Origin of the sequence: Pseudomonas sp. H26/SER47-MNA-CIBAN-0231, from assembly GCF_040310465.1 — a bacterium.
Taxonomy (GTDB): Bacteria; Pseudomonadota; Gammaproteobacteria; order Pseudomonadales; family Pseudomonadaceae; genus Aquipseudomonas; species Aquipseudomonas atacamensis.
Map to the genome: position 1 here is coordinate 1 of NZ_JBEOPW010000057.1, position 329 is coordinate 329.

Below are 329 nucleotides of genomic sequence, written 5' to 3' on the forward strand. Positions count from 1 at the left end.
TGAATTTCGGCGAAGCGCTGGCGGATTTCATCGAGCACTTTGTGGGCCGACTCCAGATCGGTATCGGGCATCACAATGGCGAACTCTTCGCCACCGTAGCGGCCGATGAAGTCAGTCTTGCGCAGGCGCTGCTTGAGGAACAGCGCCAGGCTCTTGATCACCCGGTCGCCCATCGGATGGCCATGACTGTCATTGACCCGCTTGAAGTGGTCGATATCGAGCATGGCAAAGCTCAGTGGCTTGTTCTCGCGGCGCGCGCGAAAGCTGCAGTCTTCCAGCAACTGCAGGATATGGGTGTGGTTGTACAGGCCGGTGAGGCTGTCGCGCAC

Annotated in this window: 1 protein-coding gene; it reads right to left on the minus strand. The window is 59.3% G+C overall.

Going from position 1 to position 329, the window contains the following annotated elements; all coding sequences use genetic code 11:
- The coding region (locus AAEZ10_RS27235) for a GGDEF domain-containing protein (protein ID WP_350571785.1) at positions 1-329 on the minus strand (329 nt) is incomplete at both ends.